This window comes from Kitasatospora sp. NPDC036993 (assembly GCF_055607525.1).
Window position 1 is genome coordinate 22,985 of sequence record NZ_JBVJRP010000023.1, and the last position, 18,614, is coordinate 41,598.

Annotated in this window: 16 protein-coding genes and 1 riboswitch; of the genes, 7 read left to right on the forward strand and 9 right to left on the reverse strand. The window is 74.0% G+C overall.

Going from position 1 to position 18,614, the window contains the following annotated elements; all coding sequences use genetic code 11:
• Positions 1-82: 82 nt before the first annotated feature.
• The 5 genes from ACZ7C5_RS34025 to ACZ7C5_RS34045 form a co-directional block, all read right to left on the reverse strand.
• The gene (locus ACZ7C5_RS34025) at positions 83-1,354 is read right to left on the reverse strand and encodes an MFS transporter (RefSeq protein WP_401085851.1); all 1,272 of its coding nucleotides are present in this window, start codon (positions 1,352-1,354) and stop codon (positions 83-85) included.
• 70 nt (positions 1,355-1,424) lie between these two features.
• Positions 1,425-2,126, reverse strand: coding sequence for a dienelactone hydrolase family protein (locus ACZ7C5_RS34030; RefSeq protein WP_470324175.1), 702 nt, complete (start codon positions 2,124-2,126; stop codon positions 1,425-1,427).
• Between the two features lie 56 nt (positions 2,127-2,182).
• Positions 2,183-3,595 (reverse strand): sugar porter family MFS transporter, encoded by a 1,413-nt coding sequence (locus ACZ7C5_RS34035; RefSeq protein WP_401085845.1) that lies wholly within the window; start codon positions 3,593-3,595, stop codon positions 2,183-2,185.
• Positions 3,596-3,712: 117 nt separating this feature from the next.
• Positions 3,713-4,462 (reverse strand): FMN-binding negative transcriptional regulator, encoded by a 750-nt coding sequence (locus ACZ7C5_RS34040; RefSeq protein ID WP_401085843.1) that lies wholly within the window; start codon positions 4,460-4,462, stop codon positions 3,713-3,715.
• A gap of 14 nt (positions 4,463-4,476) precedes the next feature.
• Complete coding sequence (locus ACZ7C5_RS34045; protein ID WP_470324176.1) at positions 4,477-5,148, reverse strand: pyridoxamine 5'-phosphate oxidase family protein; 672 nt, start codon at positions 5,146-5,148, stop codon at positions 4,477-4,479.
• 34 nt (positions 5,149-5,182) lie between these two features.
• Between ACZ7C5_RS34045 and ACZ7C5_RS34050 the strand changes: the two genes are divergently transcribed.
• Entirely contained in the window at positions 5,183-6,520 is a 1,338-nt protein-coding gene (locus ACZ7C5_RS34050) for an aminotransferase class I/II-fold pyridoxal phosphate-dependent enzyme (protein WP_401085837.1), read from the forward strand.
• 98 nt (positions 6,521-6,618) lie between these two features.
• On the opposite strand, the gene ACZ7C5_RS34055 is transcribed toward ACZ7C5_RS34050, so the two are convergent.
• Positions 6,619-7,977 carry an NAD(P)/FAD-dependent oxidoreductase gene (locus tag ACZ7C5_RS34055; RefSeq protein ID WP_401085834.1) on the reverse strand — a complete coding sequence of 453 codons (1,359 nt, stop codon included), beginning with the start codon at positions 7,975-7,977 and terminating at the stop codon, positions 6,619-6,621.
• A 205-nt stretch (positions 7,978-8,182) separates the two neighbouring features.
• On the opposite strand from ACZ7C5_RS34055, the gene ACZ7C5_RS34060 reads away from it, so the two are divergent.
• The 3 genes from ACZ7C5_RS34060 to ACZ7C5_RS34070 all read left to right on the forward strand — a co-directional run bounded on the left by ACZ7C5_RS34060 (position 8,183) and on the right by ACZ7C5_RS34070 (position 9,891).
• Positions 8,183-8,938, forward strand: coding sequence for a HipA family kinase (locus tag ACZ7C5_RS34060; protein WP_401085831.1), 756 nt, complete (start codon positions 8,183-8,185; stop codon positions 8,936-8,938).
• A complete protein-coding gene (locus ACZ7C5_RS34065; RefSeq protein ID WP_401085828.1) occupies positions 8,935-9,351 on the forward strand; it encodes a DUF3037 domain-containing protein in 417 nt (138 codons plus the stop codon). Before ACZ7C5_RS34060 ends, ACZ7C5_RS34065 begins: the two co-directional genes overlap by 4 nt.
• 84 nt (positions 9,352-9,435) lie before the next feature.
• Complete coding sequence (locus ACZ7C5_RS34070; protein WP_188300066.1) at positions 9,436-9,891, forward strand: MarR family winged helix-turn-helix transcriptional regulator; 456 nt, start codon at positions 9,436-9,438, stop codon at positions 9,889-9,891.
• A 41-nt stretch (positions 9,892-9,932) separates the two neighbouring features.
• On the opposite strand, the gene ACZ7C5_RS34075 is transcribed toward ACZ7C5_RS34070, so the two are convergent.
• The gene (locus ACZ7C5_RS34075; protein ID WP_470324177.1) at positions 9,933-12,047 is read right to left on the reverse strand and encodes a HelD family protein; all 2,115 of its coding nucleotides are present in this window, start codon (positions 12,045-12,047) and stop codon (positions 9,933-9,935) included.
• A 118-nt stretch (positions 12,048-12,165) separates the two neighbouring features.
• Between ACZ7C5_RS34075 and purB the strand changes: the two genes are divergently transcribed.
• Positions 12,166-13,596 (forward strand): adenylosuccinate lyase, encoded by a 1,431-nt coding sequence (gene purB, locus ACZ7C5_RS34080; protein ID WP_470324178.1) that lies wholly within the window; start codon positions 12,166-12,168, stop codon positions 13,594-13,596.
• A 7-nt stretch (positions 13,597-13,603) separates the two neighbouring features.
• Here purB and ACZ7C5_RS34085 read toward each other — a convergent pair whose 3' ends face one another.
• Positions 13,604-15,145, reverse strand: coding sequence for an MFS transporter (locus ACZ7C5_RS34085; protein ID WP_401085820.1), 1,542 nt, complete (start codon positions 15,143-15,145; stop codon positions 13,604-13,606).
• Positions 15,146-15,499: 354 nt separating this feature from the next.
• A riboswitch (cyclic di-AMP (ydaO/yuaA leader) is annotated at positions 15,500-15,637 on the forward strand.
• Between the two features lie 3 nt (positions 15,638-15,640).
• Here ACZ7C5_RS34085 and ACZ7C5_RS34090 point away from each other — a divergent pair.
• Complete coding sequence (locus ACZ7C5_RS34090) at positions 15,641-16,696, forward strand: M23 family metallopeptidase (RefSeq protein ID WP_470324179.1); 1,056 nt, start codon at positions 15,641-15,643, stop codon at positions 16,694-16,696.
• 476 nt (positions 16,697-17,172) lie between these two features.
• Positions 17,173-17,829 carry an APC family permease gene (locus tag ACZ7C5_RS34095; RefSeq protein ID WP_470324180.1) on the forward strand — a complete coding sequence of 219 codons (657 nt, stop codon included), beginning with the start codon at positions 17,173-17,175 and terminating at the stop codon, positions 17,827-17,829.
• An 18-nt stretch (positions 17,830-17,847) separates the two neighbouring features.
• Here the strand turns inward: ACZ7C5_RS34095 and ACZ7C5_RS34100 are convergent, their stop codons facing one another.
• Entirely contained in the window at positions 17,848-18,567 is a 720-nt protein-coding gene (locus tag ACZ7C5_RS34100) for a DUF2470 domain-containing protein (protein WP_470324181.1), read from the reverse strand.
• Positions 18,568-18,614: the final 47 nt, after the last annotated feature.

The following is an 18,614-nucleotide window of genomic DNA, read 5'->3' on the forward strand; positions in this document are numbered from 1 at the left end:
TGGTGTTTCCTGACTGTTCGGACGACCCGCGCGCACCTCCGGTTGCTCATGAGGGGTGGGCGCACGCGGGGCGCACAGGGGCTCACGGCGCGGGCGCGGGCTCGCTGACGGACACCGGTGCGTCGGTCGTGCTCCGCCGGCTCAACCGGCGCACCTGCGGTTCCAGCAGGACGACCGCGCTGAGCACCAGGCAGATGACGGCGCACGCCCAGAGCGCGCCGGACAGGCCGAGCGCCACCGCGGCGGGCCCGGCCAGCGCGGTGCCGACCGGGGCCAGCGAGTAGGAGCCGAGTTCGTCGTAGGCGCTGACCCGGGAGAACATCTCCTCGGGTATCTCCTGCTGGAGCGCGACCATCCAGTTGACGCCGAAGACGGTGACGCCGACGCCGGACAGGAACATCGCGACGACCAGCAGCGGCAGCGGCACCTCGGCGGCGAGGGCGAGGGCGGGCACGCCGAACAGGAAGACCCCCCAGTTGCCGACCAGCAGGATCCGGCGGGGCCGCCAGCGGGTCATCAGCACGCCGGTGGCCACCAGCCCGACGCCGTAGGCGGACATCGCCAGGCCCCAGGCGCCCGCGCCGCCGAGCCGCTCCTTGGCGGCGGTCGGACCGTACACCGACTCGACCGCGTTGATGCAGGCGACCAGGACGGAGAACTGGAGCACGATCACCCAGAGCCAGCGGCGGGAGGCGAACTCCCGCCAGCCCTCGCGCAGATCGCGCAGCATGCCGCCGCCGGAGGGCACCGGGCCCTTCTCCGGCTCCAGGAAGTAGCGGAGCGCGGCGGCGGCCAGGAAGCAGAGGGCGTCCAGGGCGAGCACCCAGCCGGGGCCGACGGCGGCGGTGAGCGCGCCGCCGAGGGCCGCGCCGCCGATCTGGGAGGCGTTGAGGCCCATCCGGAAGACCGCGAAGGCGCGGGCGGCGTGCTCCTTGGGGACGGCCTGCATGATCATGCCGCCGGAGGCGGGCGAGTACAGGGCGTAGCCGGCCCCGCCGGCCGCGGAGAGCACCATCATCTGCCAGAACCGGACGTCCCCGGTCAGCACCAGGGCGGCCAGGACGGCCTGGGAGACGCCGCTGAACACGTTGGCGGCGACCATGATCAGGTGGCGCGGCAGCCGGTCGGCGAGGGTGCCGCCGACCACCATGAGCAGCACGGTGGGCACCAGTCGGGCGGCGGTGACGTAGCCGACCTCGGTGGTGGTGCCGCCGTTGCCGAGCACGGCGAAGGCGGTGGCGATGGGGGCTCCGGCGTTGCCCAGGCCGCTGATCACGGTGGCGGCGGTCTGGATGCGGAAGTTGCGGCTCGCCCAGGCGAAACGGCGGGGGGAGGAGGGTGGGGTGGTCGGCACCCGGTGACTATGCCGAAGGGTCGTACGGCTGTCCATACGGTTTTCGTACCGGCACCCCGGAACGGGGGTGTCAGCCGAGGTGGCCCCAGAGGAAGGCGAGCGTGCGGCGCCAGGCGATCCGGGCCTGGAGCGGGTCGTGGGTGCCGATCAGGTTCTCGTCGTTCATGAAGGCGTGCCCGGCCGGGTAGAAGTGGATCTCCGGACGGACGTCGGTGGCCTCGCCGATCCGGATCGCCGCCTCGTCCACGGCGGCCATCGGGATCGAGCCGTCCAGCTCGCCGAAGTGGCCGAGCACGTGGGCGGTCAGACCGCGGTAGTCGAAGTCCGGGTCGGGCGGCAGGCCGTAGAACGGCACCACGGCGGCCACCTTGTCGCCGGCCCTGGCGGCCAGCAGCAGGGCGAAGCCGCCCCCCATGCAGAAGCCGACCACCCCGACCGCGTCGCCGACCACGCCGTCCAGCGCGAGCAGGTGGTCGACGGCCCCGGCGAGGTCCTCCACCGCCCGCTCGACCGGGAGCTCGCGCCTGAACCGGGCCGCCTCGGTGCCGTCGTGGGTGGTGGCGCCGCCGAACAGGTCGGGGGCGAGGACGGTGAAGCCCTCGGCGGCGAAGCGGTCGGCCACGTCGGCGATGTGCGAGGTGAGGCCCCACCACTCCTGCACCACCACCAGGCCGGGACCGACGCCCTGCGGCGGGCGGGCCAGGTAGCCGTGCGCCGTACGGCCGTTGCTCGGGAAGGTGACGTTCTGCCGGGAGCCGCCCTGGTCAGGCATGGCTTCCTCTCGGTGGGTCGGGCCGCGTGCGGCGGGGGTCGGCGGGGCGGTCCCGGTCAGCCCATCTCCTCCAGCGCCCGGCCCTTGGTCTCCTTGATGCAGAAGGCCACGAACGGGATGGAGAGCAGCGCGAAGGCCGCGTAGATGACGTACGTCGCCGAGAGGTTCCAGTCGGCGAGGTCGGGGAAGCTGACGGTGATCGCCCAGTTGGCGATCCACTGCGCCGAGGCGGCGACGGACAGGGCCAGCGCGCGGATCCGGTTGGGGAACATCTCGCCGAGCAGGACCCAGACCACCACGCCCCAGGAGAAGGCGAAGCAGAGCACGAAGACGTGCGCGGCGATCAGGGCGACGGTGGCGTGGGTGTTGTCCAGGGTGGCGGTGTCGCCGGTGCCGTGCCGGTAGGAGAACGCCCAGGCGGCGGTGGACAGCGCGGCCGCCATGCCGGCCGAGCCGGCCAGGGCGAGCGGCCTGCGGCCGATCCGGTCCACCAGGACCATCGCGATCACCGTGCCGATCACGTTGATGATCGAGGTGGAGAGGCTGATCAGCAGCGAGTCGGACTCGTTGATGCCGACCGACTGCCACAGGAAGGACGAGTAGTAGAAGATCACGTTGATGCCGACGAACTGCTGGAACACCGAGGCGCCGATGCCCACCCAGACGATCGGCAGCAGGCCGAAGCGGCCGCCCGTCAGGTCCTTGAGCCGGGGCTTGTGCGAGGACTCCAGCACCGTGCGGATCTCCGCCACCCTGGCGTCCAGGTCCACGCCCTCGCCCTCGACCTCGACCAGCACCTTGCGGGCCTGCGCCTCGCGGTGGTCGGCGATCAGGAAGCGCGGCGACTCCGGGATGGAGAGCGCCATCAGCCCGTACACCAGGGCCGGGATGGTCTCGACCCCGAGCATCCACTGCCAGGCCTGGATGCCGCCGAGGTGGCTGGTGGACTCGCCGCCGGCGGCCTGGTTGAGCGCCCAGTTGGCGAGCTGGGAGACGGTGATGCCGAGCACGATCGCCATCTGCTGGAAGGAGGCGAGCCGGCCGCGGTAGGCGGTCGGGGCGACCTCGGCGATGTAGGTCGGGGCGATCACCGAGGCGATGCCGATCGCGATGCCGCCGATCACGCGCCAGGTGGCGAGGGTCTGGATGTTCGGCGGGAACATCGAACCGAGGCCGCTGGCCGCGAACAGCACGGCGGCCAGCAGCATCGTGCGCACCCGGCCGAGGCGGTCGGCGAGCCGGCCCGCGATCACCGCGCCCGCCGCCGAGCCGAGCAGCGCGATCGCCACCACGAAGGCGGTGGTGCCGTTGCCCACCGCGAAGTGCCGCTGGATGCCCGTCACGGCGCCGTTGATCACCGCGCTGTCGTAGCCGAACAGGAAGCCGCCCATGGCCGCGGCCGCCGAGATGAACACCACGTGGCCGAGGTGGGCCTCTCCGGTCGCCCGATGGCTGTTGACTGAGGACACACGCGCTCCCGGGGGTGGACGGGCCCGCTCCGACGCCGAGTGGGCAGGGCTCGTCTCACATTCGAGCAGCGCGGCGGCCGACCTGCCCGAGTTGGCGACCGATCGGGTGACTCCGGGTCAGTCGGCGGCGCGCGGGTGGTCGGTGCGCCGGTCCGCACCGCGCGGGTGGTCGGTGCGGGGGGTGGTGTCCGAGGGGGCGGTGGCGCCCTCCGGTGCGGCGCCGGGCCCCGCGGTGCGCCGCCGGTGACGGCGGAGCAGCTGGGCGCGGGCGGCGGCGTACTGGTCACGGCCGCGCCCTCGTCCGTCGGCGCGCTCGGCGAGCCGGTCGGCGATCGCGTACTGCGCCTCGGCGGGCTTCTTGTCGTCGTACTTGAACTTGGCCCGCACCTCGTTCACGGTCAGCCGGAGCCCGCGCAGCCCGGGCAGCTGCCTGGCCAGCTCGCCCTCACCGGGCACCACCCGGACCTCAGGCGTCTCGGGCTGGAAGTGCGCCAGCTGGCGGTTGAGGATCTCCGCCTTGCCGGTGGCTGACTCCACCACCTCGGCGGTGCAGTGGAAGTGGACCGAGGCGTAGTAGCTGGTGGGCGTGCCCGGCGCGCCGCGCCAGTGCCCGGGGGCGAAGGCGTAGCCGTCGGTGACCGCGAGGGTGACCTGCGGGTCGGCCCTGACGGCGGCCAGCAGCGGGTTGGGCGCGGCCAGGTGGAGCAGGATCTCGCCGCGTTCGGCGTCCAGCAGGAAGTGCGTCGGGACCAGCACCGGGCCCTCGCCGGCGCCGCCGTTGGCCGCGAGCAGGCCGAAGTCGCGGCCCTCGGCCAGCCAGGCGCGCCACTCGTTCTCGTCGCCGCGGTCCCAGGATCTGATCAGCATGGGTGGACCTCCCGTCAGCGGGGGTAGCCGCGCAGGTGCGCGGGCAGCGGGACGGTGGTTCCGGGGTGCGGCTCGGGGGCGCCGTGCACGGTGGTGACCGGGATCAGGCCGGACCAGTGCGGCAGGCCGGCGTCCTCCGGGTCGTCGTCGGCGCCGTCGGCGCGGGTCTTGGCCGAGACCTCGTCCAGCTCCAGCCGGATGACGGCGGTGGCGGCGAGCTCCTTGGCGTCGGCCGGACGGATCTCGGCGGACCGGCCGGGCACCGCGTGGTCGACCAGGGCGGCCAGCGCGACGTCCCGTTCCCCGGCGTCGGTGACCTGGTGCGCGGTGCCGTGGGCGACCACCGAGCGGAAGTTCACCGAGTGGTTGAACGCGGACTTGGTCAGCACCAGGGCGTCGACCAGGGTGACCGTGACGCAGACCGGCATGCCCTGCTCGCCGGAGGCGTTGCGCAGCGGGCGGCTGCCGGTGGAGCCGTGGAGGTAGAGCCGGCTGCCGACCCGGGCGAAGATCGTCGGCAGGACGACGGGGGCGCCGTCGACGACGAAGCCGAGGTGGCAGACGTACGTGCTGTCGAGGATGGCGTGGATCGCCTCCTGCTCCCAGGTGGCCCGGTCCCGGTAGCGGGTGGGTGTGGTTCCGGGGGTGCGGGAGTAGCTGGGCGAACCTTCCGGGTTGGCTGACATGACATCCTCTATGTACTAGTACATAATTTGCTTTGTGCTAGGAGACTATCCGCTGAAAGGGCGACGCGCCACTGAGATCGCGGCCCACATCGAGCAGGGCGTGAGCAGCGGACTGCTCGCCCCGGGAACCGCGCTGCCCCCGCTGCGCGACCTCGCCGCCGAACTCGGCGTCAACCCCAACACCGTCGCCGCCGCCTACCGGCTGCTGCGCGACCGCGGCGTGATCGAGACCGCGGGCCGCAAGGGCAGCCGCATCCTGCCCAGACCCGCCCTCGCCCCGCGCGACCGGATCCGCGTCCCCGTCCCCCCGCACGCCCGCGACCTCTCCACCGGCAACCCCGACCCGGCCCTGCTGCCCGACCTCACCCGGGCCATCGCGGCCGCCGCCGAGGCCGCGCACGCCGATCCGGTGCTCTACGGGCACGAGGCCGTCGACCCGCGGCTGCTCGCGATGGCCCGCGCCTCCTTCGAGGCCGACGGCCTGCCCGGCGGACCGGTCGTCGTCGCCTCAGGCTCGCTGGACACCGTCGAGCGGATCCTCGACGCCCGGCTGCGCCCCGGCGACGCGGTGGCCGTCGAGGACCCGGGCTGGGGCAGCCTGCTCGACCTGCTGCCCGCGATGGGGCTGCGGCACGCGCCCTTCCGGCTGGACGACGAGGGCCCGCTGCCGGACTCGCTGGCCGCCGCGCTGGCCGAGGGCGCCCGGGCCGTGGTGGTCACCAGCCGGGCGCAGAACCCGACCGGCGCGGCGCTCACCGCGCGACGGGCCGAGGCGCTGAAGGCCGTACTGGCCGAGCACCCCGGAGTGCTGCTGATCGAGGACGACCACGGGCACGGCATGGTCGACCAGCCCTACCACCCGCTGGTCGGCGCCGGCACCCGGCACTGGGCGGTGGTGCGCTCGGCGGCCAAGGCGTACGGGCCCGACCTGCGGGTCTCGATCGCGGTCGGCGACGAGGAGACGATCGGGCGGGTGGCCGGCCGGCTGCGGCTGGGCGTCGGCTGGGTCAGCCACCTGCTGCAGCGCACCGTCGCGGAGCTGTGGCGCGGCGACGCCGCCCCGGCCGCCCTGGTGGCCGGGGCGTACCGGGCCAGGCGGGACGCGCTGCTCGGGGAGCTGGCGGCCCGTGGGATCGCGGCGCACGGGGAGAGCGGGCTGAACGTCTGGGTGCCGGTGCCGGACGAGACCTCGGTGCTGGCGGCGCTGGTGCAGCGCGGCTGGGTCGCGGCGCCCGGCGCGCGGTACCGGATCCAGTCGCCGCCCGGGCTGCGCTTCACCACGGCGCGGCTGGAGCCCGCGCAGGCGCGGGAGCTGGCGGAGGACCTGGCGACGGTGCTGGGGGCGGGCCGGGGCGGATCGCGGCTGGTGTGAGCGCCGGTGCGGTTCGGGGGCGGCGGGTGTGGCCGACGGCCGGGCAGGACGTGCCCGACCTCGCGCCGACCCGGTCGGGCGCGTCCCGTGCCGGAGGGTCAGCCCTTGGCGAGCAGGGACTGCGCGTGGGCGCGGACCTGATCCTTCGTCAGATAGGCGTCGGTGTACTCGAAGTCGCGCAGCCGGGCGGGCTGGCGGGCGAGGAAGCCGGTGCGCACGAAGTCGTCGCCGGCGGTCGCGTTGAGCACCCAGTTGGCGCCCACCCGGAACTTGGCCGCGTTGGTGCGCATCGCCATCAGGTGGTAGCCGCGCGCCACCAGCTGGGCCGGCACCCCGCGCAGCTCCACGCCGAGCGGCTTGGAGACCGCGTCCTTGCCGCCGAGGTCGACCACCAGGCCCAAGTCCTTGTGGTAGTACGGCTCCAGCGGCTGGTTGCGGAGCGAGGCGATCACGTTGTCGGCGGTCGCGCGGCCCTGCCGGGCGGAGTGCTGGGCGGTCGGCGGGCAGACCGCGCCGTCCCCCTTGGCGAGGTCGGGGACGGCGGCGGCGTCGCCGAGCGCGAACACGCCCTCGAACTGCGGCACCCGCATCTCCGCCGTCACGGCGAGCCGGCCGCGGACCGTCTCGGCGTCCAGGGTGCCGATCAGCGGGCTCGCGGCCACGCCGGCGGTCCAGATCAGCGTGCGGCAGGGGAGCACCCGGCCGTCGGTGAACTTGACCGTCTCGGCGCCGACTTCGGCCACCGAGACGCCCAGTGACACCTCGATGCCGCGGTCGCGCAGCACCTCCAGGGCGGCTTCGCCGAGCGGGTCGCCGAGCTCCGGCATCAGCTTCGGGGCGATGTCGATCAGGTGCCACTTGATCTGCCGGGCGTCCAGGCGCGGGTAGCGCAGGGTGGCGGCGGTGGTCAGCCGCTGGAGGCAGGCGGCCGTCTCGGTGCCCGCGTAGCCGCCGCCGACCACCACGAACTGGAGCCGGGACTCGCGCTCCTTCTGGTCCAGGGTGGCGGAGGCGAGGTCGAGTTGGGCGATCACGTGGTCGCGGACGTAGGCCGCCTCGGCGAGCGTCTTCATGCCGCGGGCGTAGTCGGTGAGGCCGGGGATGTCGAAGGTGCGGGTGACACTGCCGGGGGCGAGCACCAGGATGTCGTACTTCTGCGCGACCACCTCGTCGGTGATCTTGCGGACGACGCACACCTTGGAGGCCGGGTCCACGCCGATGGCACCGCCGGGGACGATGTGGGTGCGGCGCAGCGAGCGGCGCAGGGAGATGGCCACGGACTGCGGGGTGAGGACGCCGGCCGCGACGTGGGGGAGGAGGGGGAGGTAGAGCTGGTAGCTGAACGGCGTGACCAGCGAGATCTCGGCCTCCGACGGTGACAGCTTGCGTTCGAGGCGGCGGGCGCACTCCAGGCCGGCGAAGCCACCGCCCACGATCAGGATCCGAGGTCGTTCCATCGTTCATCCCTTTGCCGTGAAGGTCCCCATTACTGCCCGCCACACTCGCACGGAGCAGCGGGGGCTGCCACCGGGGCGGGGCGCAGGGGGGAGCCGGGGGGCGCGGGGCGTGGGCGGGGCAGCGCGGCGGGGAGAGGGGAGCGGGCGTCCCCCGTACGGGGTGGTGGTGGGGGAAAGGGGTGGCGGCACCGATAGGCTGTCGGCCGTGCTACCCCAGGTGACGGCGATCCGGTACGTGACGCCACTGCGAGAAGGCGGCTCGATGCCGGGCCTGGTCGAGGCCGACGACCGGCGGCTGTACGCGCTGAAATGGGTCGGTGCCGCGCAGGGGCGCAAGGCACTGGTCGCGGAGGTGCTGGCCGGGGAACTCGGCCGGCGGCTCGGGCTGCCGGTGCCGGAGCTGGTGACGGTCGACCTGGACCCGGTGCTCGCGCGCAGCGAGCCGGACCACCAGATCCAGGACCAGATGCGGGCCAGCGGCGGGACCAACCTCGGGATGGCCTTCGTCAGCGGCGCGCTCAACTTCGACCCGCTCTGCTTCGAGGTGGACCCGGAACTCGCCGGGCAGGTGCTCTGGTTCGACGCGCTGATCGGCAACGTCGACCGGTCCTGGCGCAACCCCAACCTGCTGGTGGCGACCGGTGGGCTGCGGCTGATCGACCACGGCGCGAGCCTGATCTTCCACCACAACTGGCCGGGCGCCGCCGCCTGGATCCGCCGCCCGTACGACGCCTCCGACCACGCGCTGCTGCGGGCCAGGCCGGACGTGGCGGCGGCCGACAAGGCGCTCGCGCCGGTCGCGGAGGCGGCGATCGAGGCCGCGGTGGCACGGATCCCCGAGGTGTGGCTGACGGACGAGTTCGGCTTCGACTCGCCCGACGAGGTGCGCGCCGCGTACCGCACCCAGCTGACCGAGCGACTGGCCGGTCCGCGCGACTGGCTGCCGGAGGTGCCCGCATGACCGAGTCCTCGCCGTCCGCGCTGCCGGCCACTGTCGAGCTGCACGACTACGAGTACGCCGTGATCCGCGCGGTGCCGAGGGTCGAGCGCGGCGAGTGCGTCAACGTCGGGGTGCTGCTGTACTGCCGGCAGAGTTCGCACCTGGCCGCCCGTACCCACCTGGACCAGGCCCGGCTGCTGGCGCTGGATCCGGTGGCGGACGTGCAGGGCGTGCGGCGGGCGCTGCACGGGATCGAGGCCGTCTGCCTGGGCGGCCCGCAGGCCGGTCCGGCGGCGGGGGACAACGCCGGTCAGCGGTTCCGCTGGCTGACCGCGCCGCGCAGCGCGATCGTCCAGCCGGGGCCGGTGCACACCGGGCTGACCGCGGACCCGGAGGCGGAGCTGCGGCGGCTGTTCGACCAGCTCGTGCTCTGACCCGGGACGGGCGGGAGGCGACTCGCGGACGGTTGCCCTGGTCAAAGCTTGAGTTACTGAAGCACCTGGCCGTACCCTTGCCCCATGGGTTCGACAGCGACGACGACCGTACCGACCAACGCCGAGTTGATGGAGGTGTTGGCCTCCGTCGGTGCCGCGTACTTCCAGGACTTCGCGGCGGCCGCGGCCAGGCACGGCCTCTCCTCCTCGCAGGCCAAGGCGCTGGGCGCGGTGCAGGAGCCGGTGCCGATGCGGGCGCTGGCCGGACGGCTCGGCTGCGACGCGTCGAACGTCACCGGGATCGTGGACCGGCTGGAGTCGCTGGGCCTGGCCAACCGGGCGGCGGCGGCCGGTGACCGCCGGGTGAAGATCGTGGTGATCACGGACGAGGGCCGGGAGATCCTGAACGGCATCCGCGGTGAGATGGCCAGGACCCACCAGGCCTTCGAGGCGATGACCGACGAGCAGCGGATCGCCCTGCACTCGATCTGCTCCCAGGTGCTGCCGGTGCTGGCCGGCCGCCCCGGCGGCGCGCAGTAGGACCCGCGAAGCCCGCTGCCTCCCGGCCGGAGCGGCTCCGCTCAGAGCAGCCCGGCGAGTTCCGGCGGCAGCGGCCGGTGGTGCAGCAGGGTGAGCGAACGGGTGGTCCTGGTGAGGGCGACGTAGCGGTCGCGCGGCGCGAGCGCGGCCGGCTCGACCACCACGACCGCGTCGAACTCCAGCCCCTTGGCGTCCGCAACGGTGAGCGCGTCCAGTCCGGCGGCCAGGGCGTCCGGCGCGATCACGCCCGAGGTGCCGGTGCCGCGGGGCAGCCGGGCGAGCGCGGCGGCGAAGTCGCCGTCCGGGACGGGGACCGCGCGCGGCTGCTCGGTGCCGGGGCGGATGGACTCGGGCGGCCGGTGGCCGGGCACGGCGGTGCGCAGGACGGCGGCGGCGAGGGCCATGACGGGCTCCGGCGTGCGGTAGTTGACGGTCAGCCGCTCTTCGCGCCAGCGGCCGGGCAGGTGCGGGTCGAGCATCTCGGCCCAGCTGCGGGCGCCGGCGGGCGATCCGGTCTGGGCGAGGTCGCCGACGATGGTGAGCGAGGTGGCCGGGACGCGCCGCAGGACGGCGCGCCAGGCCATCGCGGACAGCTCCTGCGCCTCGTCGACGACGACGTGGCCGTACGCCCAGGTGCGGTCGGCGGCGGCGCGCTCGGCGGTGGAGCGGTACGGGCCGTCGTCGCGGAAGCGCCCGGCCAGCGCGGCGGAGTTCAGCAGGACGTCGTCGGTCTGTCCGGTGATGGTCAACACGCCCTGGGCGAAGGCCAGTTCGTCCGGGTCCTCGTCGCAGGCGGCGGAAGCCCGCTGTTCGCCGAGGAGTTCGGCGGCCTCGTCGAGCAGTGGGACGTCCTCGACCGTCCAGGGGGAGCCGGGCGGGCGGAGCAGGACGGACGCCTGCCCGGGGGCCGAATCGGCAAGCAACTCCTGGTCGGTGAGCAGCCGTTCGAGCAGCTGCTGCGGGGTGAGCAGCGGCCACAGCGGGTCGAGCACGGCGCGGACGTCCGGCCGCTGCCACAGTTCGCGCGGGGCGTAGTGGGCCTCCTCGTCGTCGTACGGGCGGCCGAGGGTGAGCGCCTGGGCGATGCCGAGGGCGTCGAGCAGGGTGCGCAGGTAGAAGCCGCGGGCCCGGTTGTGCGGCAGTCGCAGGCCACGGGCGGCGTCCCTGGCCTCGGCGCAGGCCCGGGCGGAGAGGGTCAGCCCCTCGCCGAGGTCCAGGCCTTCGGCCGGGGCCCGCTGGTGGGCGGCCAGGGCGCGGCGGAGCACCCCGGCCATCCGGGGGCCGCCCTTGGCCACGGCGGTGGCGGGGGCGTCGGTGCCGGTGGCGTCGATGCCGGGGAAGAGCTCGCCGACGGTGCGCAGGACCACCTCGGTTTCGCCGAGGGCGGGCAGCACCTCGTGGATGTACCGCAGGAAGCCGGCGTTGGGGCCGATCAGCAGCACGCCCCGGCGCTCCAGGGCGGCGCGGTGGGTGAACAGCAGGTAGGCGGCGCGGTGCAGGGCGGCCAGCGTCTTGCCGGTGCCTGGACCGCCCTGGACCACCAGGGCGCCGGACAGCGGGGAGCGGATCACCCGGTCCTGCTCGGTCTGGATGGTGGCGACGGCGGAGCCCATGCGGCCGGTGCGGTCGCGGGCGAGCGCGGCGAGCAGCGCGGCCTCGCCGACCAGGCCGCGCCGGCCGGAGTCGCTCAGCCCGGCGAGGTCGAGCGCCTCGTCGTCCAGGCCGGTGAGGGTGCGGCCCCTGGTGTGCAGGTGGCGGCGGCGCACCACGGGGCCGGGCCGGGCGGGCGTCGCGGTGTAGAAGGGGCGGGCGGCCGGGGTGCGCCAGTCGAGCAGCAGCGGTTCGTGGGCCTCGTCGGTCAGGCCGGCTCGACCGATGTAGTGGACGGTGCCGTCGCGAGCGTCGAGCCGGCCGAAGCAGAGGCCGTGCTCGACCGCGTCCAGCCGGGCGGCGTGGCGGGCGGCCTCGCGGGCGCGCACCTCGCGTTCCAGCCTGGACTGGTGGGTGCCGCCGGCCGCGGCTCCGTCGTGGGCGGCGTCGGCGGTGCGCCGGGCCCGCTCGCGTACGGTGTCCAGCCGGGCGTAGAGGCCGGAGAGGTGGGCCTGTTCGCTGCGCAGGGCCTCGGCGAGGACGGGTTCCGCTGGAACTTCACTCATCGATGTGGTATCCTTGCGGTGAGAAGATTTCGGTGCGTCACATGAAGGGCGCTCAATCGACCCAGCCTACCCCATCCGCCGACGCCTGGCGTGACCTCGGCTGTTACTCTTGCGAAGCGTGAGCGCGAAGCCCCAGATCCCCAATGTCCTGGCCTCCCGGTACGCCTCGGCGACCCTGGCCCAGCTGTGGTCCCCTGAGCACAAGGTGGTCCTCGAGCGCCACCTGTGGCTCGCCGTCCTGAAGGCCCAGCAGGACCTCGGCGTCGAGGTGCCGGCGGGCGCCGTCGCCGACTACGAGCGGGTGATCGACCAGGTCGACCTCGGTTCGATCGCCGCCCGTGAGCGGGTCACCCGCCACGACGTGAAGGCCCGGATCGAGGAGTTCAGCGAACTCGCCGGCCACGAGCAGATCCACAAGGGCATGACCTCCCGGGATCTGACCGAGAACGTCGAGCAGCTCCAGATCCGCCAGTCCCTGGAGCACGTGCGGGACCGCACGGTGGCCGTGCTGGTGCGCCTGGGCAAGCTGTCCGCCCAGCACGCCGAGCTGGTCATGGCCGGCCGCTCGCACAACGTGGCCGCGCAGGCCACCACCCTGGGCAAGCGCTTCGCCTCGATCACCGACGAGCTGCTGGTCGCCTTCCGCCGTCTGGAGGAGCTGATCGCCCGCTACCCGCTGCGCGGGATCAAGGGCCCGGTCGGCACCGCCCAGGACATGCTGGACCTGATGGGCGGGGACACCGAGAAGCTGGCCGAGCTGGAGCGCCGGGTCGCCGGGCACCTCGGCTTCGACCACGTGCTGACCAGCGTCGGCCAGGTCTACCCGCGCTCGCTGGACTTCGAGGTGCTCACCGCCCTCGTCCAGCTGGCCGCCGCGCCGTCCAGCCTGGCCAAGACCATCCGCCTGATGGCCGGCCACGAGCTGGTCACGGAGGGCTTCAAGGAGGGCCAGGTCGGCTCCTCCGCGATGCCGCACAAGATGAACACCCGCTCCTGCGAGCGCGTCAACGGCCTGGCCGTCATCCTGCGCGGCTACGCCTCGATGGCCGGCGAGCTGGCCGGCGACCAGTGGAACGAGGGGGACGTCTCCTGCTCGGTGGTGCGCCGGGTCGCGCTGCCGGACGCGTTCTTCGCCTTCGACGGTCTGCTGGAGACCTTCCTGACCGTCCTCGACGAGTTCGGCGCCTTCCCGGCCGTGATCGAGACCGAGCTGGACCGCTACCTGCCGTTCCTCGCCACCACCAAGGTGCTGATGGGCGCGGTGCGCGCGGGCGTGGGCCGGGAGACCGGCCACGAGGTCATCAAGGAGCACGCCGTGGCCTCCGCGCTGGCGATGCGCGCGGGTGCCCGGGAGAACGAGCTGCTGGACCGTCTGGCCGCCGACGAGCGGATTCCGCTGGACCGGGCCGCGCTGGACGCGCTGCTGGCCGACAAGCTTTCCTTCACCGGCGCGGCCGGTGCCCAGGTCGCCGAGGTGGTCCGCCAGGTGGAGGCCGTCGCGGCCGCCTACCCGGAGGCCGCCAAGTACGTTCCGGGCGACATTCTCTGACGATTCGTCAGGCCTTGCGTGAGGGCCCTGCCGCCGGACCGCCGGTGGCAGGGCCCTCACGCGTCGCGGTGACGTGGCCGGGGTCGAGCGGCGGGGTGGTGCCGCAGCTCCACTCGGTGTCGGGCTCGGCCACCGGGTGGTCCGCGGGGGCCAGCACGTTGCCCCGTACGGTCGCGAGGGCGGTCAGCCCGCCGGCGGTGAGCAGGCCCGCGCAGATCAGCATCGCGGTGTGGAACGCGGAGTCGACCGAGGCGGGCACCCGGTAGGCGTCGCCGCTCAGCCCGGCCAGCGCCGGCAGGGCGGCCACCGCGAGCAGGCCGGCCGCCCGGGCGGCGGCGTTGTTGACCCCGCTGGCGATGCCCGCGTGCCGGACCTCGACGGCGGCCAGCACCGTCGCCGTCAGCGGCGCGACCAGCAGCGTCATCCCGCAGCCCATCACCGTGACGGCGGGCAGCACGTCCACCCAGTACGAGGAGTCGGCGCCGATGCGCAGCATCAGCAGCACTCCGGCGGCGCACAGCAGCGGACCGACGGTCAGCGGGATGCGCGGACCGATCAGCTTGCCGAGGCGCCCGGCGCGCGCCGACAGCACCAGCATCAGCACGGTGATCGGCACCAGCGCGAAGCCCGAGACCAGCGGGGAGAACCCGGACACGATCTGGAGCTGCACCACCAGCAGGAAGAAGACCCCGCTGAACGCCGCGTACACGCACAGGGTGACCAGGTTCACCGCGGTGAACAGCCGGGAGGAGAACAGTCCGAGCGGCAGCATCGGCTCGGGCGCGCGGCGCTCGACGGCGACGAAGGCGACGCCGAGCACCAGGCCGGCCACGCCGCTGACCCAGACGGCGGGGGACAGGCCCTCGCCGGCGGCGGTCAGCGCGTAGGTGACCGCGCCGAGGGCGAGGGCGGCGAGCACGGCGCCGAGCACGTCGAACCGGCCGGAGGCGCTCTCGTCCCGGCTCTCCGGTACCGACCGGGTGGTGACCACGATCACGGCGGCGGCGAGCGGCAGGTTCAGCAGGAAGATCCAGCGCCAGCCGGGGCCGTCCACCAGCCAGCCGCCGAGGAAGGGGCCGACCGCGGCCGAGACCCCGCCGAGGCCGGACCAGAGGCCGACCGCCGCCGAGCGGTCGTCGGGGTGGAAGACGGCCTGGAGCATGGCGAGCGAGCCGGGGGTGAGCAGCGCCCCGCCGATGCCCTGGACGGCGCGGGCGGCGATCAGCACGTGGATGTTCGGCGCGGCGGCGCAGGCCGCGGAGGCGACGGCGAACCAGACCACGCCGATCAGGAAGACCTTGCGCCGCCCGTAGCGGTCGCCGAGCGCGCCGCCGAGCAGGATCAGGCCCGCCAGGGTGAGCAGATAGGCGTTCAGCGTCCATTGCAGGGACGCCAGGGAGGCGCCGAGGTCGGCGCCGATCCGGGGCAGGGCGACGTTCACCACGGTGCCGTCGAGCATCGCCATGCTGGAGCCGAGCACCGTCGCCAGTAGTACCAGGCGGCCCTGCGCGGTGCCCAGGCGCAGGGTCCCTGCCTCTGAGGTGGTCACGGGCGAATCCTGCGCTGCCGGGACGCACGTGACAAGGCTCACCGGGTGGTGTGTTGGCCGCGAGCTGTCCGTGAGCGGCCGGCCGCGCAGCGTCGCGGATCTCGGCGCAGGGTCGTGGATCAGTGGCTGGGGGTGAATGGATTGTGTACGTATCGTGTGGTCGTCCCTGCGGAGGGTCACTGGGCTCCGGAGGGTTGTTGCTGTTTCAAGAGATCGACATTGCTTCACCCGAACGGATGGGTTTTAGTTCAGCGACCGCCCGGCCAGTCCGGACGGATCCGCCGGGTGGAACGCCGAATCCTGCCGCTGCCCGGTGGTTCGAAACGAACTCTGTACGGCAGGAGCGGGGGACCCACAGGTAAGTCGCCGGACCGGAGTTCGCGCCTCAGGGCGTGGACGACCAGGACCGGCTAGGGGTGAAGCCGCGCATGCGGCCGGGCAACTCCAGCCCGAACCCGACAGCTCACCTCGCAGGCGTCGGAGAGGAAAAATTCCATGCCTGCTCAGGCTCGTCGTATCGCCCTGCCCCGCGCCGTCCGTATCGGCATCGCCACGGCCGTCACCGGTGTCTCCTTCGCCGTGCCGCTCGTGACCGCGGTGACCGCCCAGGCGCACACCGCCCCGGCCCCGCAGGCCGCCGTCGCCACCACCGACGCCCCGCCGGCCGCCGCTGCGGCCACCGGGTCGGCCGCTCCGGCCGCGCCGGAGAGCTACCGCGTCGTCAGTGGCGACACCCTGTCCAGGATCGCCGACGCCAGGAGCGTCGACGGTGGCTGGCAGGCGCTGTACGAGCAGAACCGCTCGGTCGTCGGCGCCAACCCGAACCTGATCTTCCCGGGTCAGCAGCTCGCGCTGCCTGGCCACGCCACCGCGCCGTCCGCTGACGCCGCTCCGGCCAAGCCCGCCGCTCCGGCCAAGCCCGCCGCTCCGGCCAAGCCCGCCGCTCCGGCGAAGCCCGCCAAGCCGGCCGCTCCGGCGACCCAGGCCGCCAAGCCGGCCGCTCCGGCGACCCAGGCCGCCAAGCCGCAGGCACAGGTCCAGGTGAAGACCGAGGCCGCCAAGCCGTCCGCCCAGCTCCAGACCCAGGTGCAGGTCGCCGCTCCGGCCGCGGCCGTGACCGCCACTCCGGTCGCCGCCGCCACCTCCGGCTACGTCGCCCCGCTGGCCGGCCCGAAGCTGGGCACCGCCTACGGCGTGGCCGGCTCGATGTGGGCCTCCGGCCACCACACCGGCCAGGACTTCGTCGCCTCCACCGGCACCCCGCTGCGCGCCGTCGCCAACGGTGTCGTGGTCAAGGCCGGCAACGGCGGCGCCTACGGCAACGAGGTCGAGATCAGGCTCGCCGACGGCCACTACGCCGAGTACGCGCACCTCTCCTCGATCGGTGTGAAGATCGGTCAGACCGTCACCGCCGGCCAGCAGATCGGCCTCTCCGGTGCCACCGGCAACGTGACCGGCCCGCACCTGCACTTCGAGATCCGCAACGGCTCTGAGTACGGCTCGGACATCAACCCGGTCGCCTTCCTCCGGGCGCACGGCGTCGCGCTCTGAGCCTGACGGGCTCCGAGGGTTTCAGGAACCGCCACTGTCGCGGGGTGAACCGATCCTCCGGGATGGTCATGTCGGGTGACCGCTCGACCGGGTGATCGCCGCACGGTGGACATGGGCGAGGGACACGCCCAGGCCGGCCCGGCTGCACGAGGACTTCCTCGGGCAGCCGGGCCGGCCGCTTTCGTTCCCTGGTCTTCCCTGGGCCTTTCCGGGGTGTTCGGTCCAGGTCGAACGCGGCGTCAACTCCGCTGCCCAGATGGGCGGTCGACGCGTCTCCGGTTGCCCGCGGCGCGCCATGCTGGCGGTCGGTCAGTGCCCGGCCGGTCCGGCGGACGGGCGGGTCCTGGAGGCGAGGAGGCCGGATGGCGGTCCGCGGCGGGGAGACGGCGGGGTAGACGGCGGAGCGGGCCCGGCCGGGCGCGGGCGGGGTCGACCGGCTGAAGGCGGACTCGGTCTGCCTGGTCGGCGTGGTGTTCATGGCGCTCGCCACCGCCGCCCCGATCACCGCGATGACCGGCAACCTGCCGATCGTCGTCGGGCAGGGCAACGGAGTCGGCGCACCCGCCGCGTACATCGTGGCGACCGTGGTGCTGACGGTGTTCTCGGTCGGGTACGTGGCGATGGCCCGGCACGTCACCGCGGCCGGCGCGTTCTACGGCTACGTCTCGCACGGGCTGGGCCGGGTCGCCGGACTGGCCTCGGGGCTGCTCGCGGTGCTCGCGTACGTCGTCACCGAGGCCGCGGTCCTCGGCTTCTTCGCGTTCTCGCTGCGCGGGCTGGCCCGTTCACAGCTGGGGGTGGAGCTGGGCTGGGGCTGGTACGCGCTGTCCGGGGCGGTGGTGATCGGAGTGGCGGGCTGGTTCGACCTCCAGCTGACGGCCAGGGTGCTCGGGGCCGCGCTGGTGCTGGAGACCGGGGTGCTGGGCGCGGTCTCGCTGGCGGTGCTGTTCTCCGGCGGCGGTCCGGACGGGATCGTGGCCGAGGCCGTGAATCCGCTGAACGCGCTGAAGGGGGTGGGGAGTTCGGGCATCTCGGCGGCCGGGCTCGGACTGGCGCTCGCGGTGCGCCGGTGGCGGCCCGGGCTGTACGCGCGGATGGGGCGGATCGTGCTGGAGGACACGGTCGAGCGGTGACGGCCGGTCGGCCGGCGCTCAGCCGCGGCGGACCGGCAGGCCGTGCTGGGCGGCGGCCAGCAGCTCGTGCATCCGGTGGCCGAAGTCCTCGGTGTCCCTGGCCGGTTCGGGGAAGACCAGGCGGACGTCGCGGTGGCCGTACGGGTGGTCCAGGCGCAGCACCAGGCCGTAGCGGTCCAGGGCGAGCGGGCGGACGTCCGGGGCGTGGGTGAGGACGGCCGGGTCGAGCAGCCGGGTGAGGACGTCGAGCGCGTCGGCGTGGTCGTCGGCGAGGTGGGTGAGCATCATGGCCTCGTACCTGGCCAGCGGGTCGGGGGCGGCCAGCGCGAGGTCGGCGGAGGTGACCGCGGCGGTGCCGTACGGGGTGGCGAGGACGGCGTGGGCGACGTCCACTCCCAGGTGGACGCCGAGGCCGTCGTCGGTCAGGTGGGCCAGGTGCAGCCGGCCGGCCAGGGTGAGGCGGGCGCGGACGCGGGCGCGGACGGCGACAGGGGCGACGTCGGTGACGTCGAGGACGACGGCGAGGCCCTCGGTGGCTCCGGCGGCGGCCGAGGTGAGCGGGTCGTCGAGGGCGGTGCGCAGCCGCAGCCGGGAGCCGTGCAGGGAGAGCGGGGTGTCCAGGTGGTGGTGCTCGCCCAGGGCGCGGACGGTGAGCGAGGAGGCCGTGCCGAGCAGGCTGTGGATCCGTTCGGCGGTGGTGGGCTCGGGGACCTCGGTGTCGCCGGTGGGCAGGCTCATGGACGGACCTCCAGTGAAGTTAGGTGAGCCTAACCTAATATTCGTCC

Coding starts and splice junctions, on each gene's coding strand:
- ACZ7C5_RS34030 (WP_470324175.1), bottom strand. CDS start 2,126: ATGCCTGACCAGGGCGGCTCCCGGCAGAACGTCACCTTCCCGAGCAAC.
- ACZ7C5_RS34040 (WP_401085843.1), bottom strand. CDS start 4,462: ATGCTGATCAGATCCTGGGACCGCGGCGACGAGAACGAGTGGCGCGCC.
- ACZ7C5_RS34045 (WP_470324176.1), bottom strand. CDS start 5,148: ATGTCAGCCAACCCGGAAGGTTCGCCCAGCTACTCCCGCACCCCCGGA.
- ACZ7C5_RS34055 (WP_401085834.1), bottom strand. CDS start 7,977: ATGGAACGACCTCGGATCCTGATCGTGGGCGGTGGCTTCGCCGGCCTG.
- ACZ7C5_RS34065 (WP_401085828.1), top strand. CDS start 8,935: ATGACCGAGTCCTCGCCGTCCGCGCTGCCGGCCACTGTCGAGCTGCAC.
- ACZ7C5_RS34070 (WP_188300066.1), top strand. CDS start 9,436: ATGGGTTCGACAGCGACGACGACCGTACCGACCAACGCCGAGTTGATG.
- ACZ7C5_RS34075 (WP_470324177.1), bottom strand. CDS start 12,047: ATGAGTGAAGTTCCAGCGGAACCCGTCCTCGCCGAGGCCCTGCGCAGC.
- ACZ7C5_RS34090 (WP_470324179.1), top strand. CDS start 15,641: ATGCCTGCTCAGGCTCGTCGTATCGCCCTGCCCCGCGCCGTCCGTATC.
- ACZ7C5_RS34095 (WP_470324180.1), top strand. CDS start 17,173: ATGGCGCTCGCCACCGCCGCCCCGATCACCGCGATGACCGGCAACCTG.
- ACZ7C5_RS34100 (WP_470324181.1), bottom strand. CDS start 18,567: ATGAGCCTGCCCACCGGCGACACCGAGGTCCCCGAGCCCACCACCGCC.